Annotated in this window: 1 protein-coding gene and 1 pseudogene; both read left to right on the forward strand. The window is 40.5% G+C overall.

Translation table 11 applies throughout. From position 1 onward, the window contains the following. Positions 1 to 168, forward strand: a pseudogene (locus tag E0E16_RS14640) (IS30 family transposase); the annotation flags it as partial. A 480-nt stretch (positions 169 to 648) separates the two neighbouring features. Then, positions 649 to 1,074, forward strand: a complete 426-nt coding sequence (locus tag E0E16_RS08070) for a hypothetical protein (protein ID WP_130829893.1) — start codon at positions 649 to 651, stop codon at positions 1,072 to 1,074. The last annotated feature ends 547 nt before the right edge of the window (positions 1,075 to 1,621 follow it).

Consider the following 1,621-nt stretch of genomic DNA (forward strand, 5'->3'; position numbering starts at 1 on the left):
ATTGAGAATACAAATAAACTAATCAGACAATATATACCGAAAAAGGATTCGTTTGAACATTACACAGACAAGAGAATTATGTCGATACAAAAGAAATTGAACGAAAGACCGAGAGAAAAATTAAACTTTTCTACTCCAAAGTGTGAATTCTTCAAATACGTTTTATAATTTTGCACTTGCTGGTTGACTCTGCGGTCGGAAACTTTCGCGTCTTAAAAAAAGAATGTTTACCTTTGCAATGTTTTCATGGTAAAGTTTTAGTAAACTTTGTAATGGAGTATTCGAACGTTTTAGGTTATTAAGATTGTTTCAGGTTATATTTAAATCCATAAAATAGAGTTAATCGGGTAATAGGTCATTAAAAGGTAAAAAAAAAGAAAGATTGTTCAGGACAGGATTAGTCAGAAAAGGAAAGAAAGATGTGAAAGGATAACAATCGATGCAAGATGGATGGGGAACGCCGAGAGGCGCGAACCGGAAATCAAGCTCGAAAACGAAGCTGGCAAAGCTTCTTTTTACAATTACGAGGCACGAAGCGAATACGCTTCGTGCCTTTGCTTTTATCAGCACCATAGCGTTAAAAGCTATTAATCATTGCGCAAATCGTGCAAAATAAATTATATTTGCATAAAATAAGGTACAGAAACTATGGAAGAGAAGACAAAGGCAACATTGGAGCCGAAGAAAGGCTACGGTATTTTCAAGGTGGGCGCACCCATCGACGACTATCTGCAATTGCCCCATAGAAAGGAAGTCTATGAGGAAGAATCGTTCCGAATGGATTGCTACGTGTTCCCGGTGGAGAAGGTAGAACTGTGGTGTGAGTCGGGCATCGTGAACACCATCTTTCCGTGGGAGTCGTGTTTCTATGCCGGAACCAACTTGTTGGGCATGAATTTCGATGAATTCCTGAGCATGACCGGAGCGAAACCCAATGATGAAGATACCATCTATGTCCCGCAGAACAACGGCAAGGGGCAGAACCAGCACGTCTATGATTTCGATGGCATGGGACTGCAGTTGTGGGTTTGGCGCGGGAAGATTCGCACGGTATTGATTTATGCCCGCCCCTAAGCCACTGCCAAACCCATGCCTTGCCCTTTCCATGGGTGTAAACGGAAGCAGATTGAAGATGATTCATTGATTTACCTCTGTGGATGGACGCAATTTCACGATGATTCACCAACAGAGAAAAGGGCTTTGCAACGGCATAAAACAAGCAACATGGAATAGCCTGAAAATCAATTATTTACAAAGCGTATTTTAAAAGCTTAGCTTTTGCCGTTCAAAAGCTAAGCTTTTATGATGCAAAAGGTAAGCTTTTGGAATGTAAAAGGTAAGCTTTTGGAAAACGATGACTGTGGGATGTCTTTTCCTGAATTCACTTGTCAGATCTGACGATGTATTTCTGTTTTACTTGTCAAATATTTTCTTATTTACTGAATGACTTGACATTAACATTATATAGTTTAAATTTGAAGTCAGTGCACTTGCATAAAAGAAGATGGACAACACCTAAGTTCCGTCATATTTTCGGCAAGGTCTTAGGGGGCTCGATGCCCCCTGGGACCTTTGGTGAAGATGGCATAAGACCGTCGTTCGCCATATTTTCGGCGTTCCA

Origin of the sequence: Prevotella rectalis, assembly GCF_900607215.1 — a bacterium.
GTDB lineage: Bacteria > Bacteroidota > Bacteroidia > Bacteroidales > Bacteroidaceae > Prevotella > Prevotella brunnea.

Coding starts and splice junctions, on each gene's coding strand:
- E0E16_RS08070 (WP_130829893.1), top strand. CDS start 649: ATGGAAGAGAAGACAAAGGCAACATTGGAGCCGAAGAAAGGCTACGGT.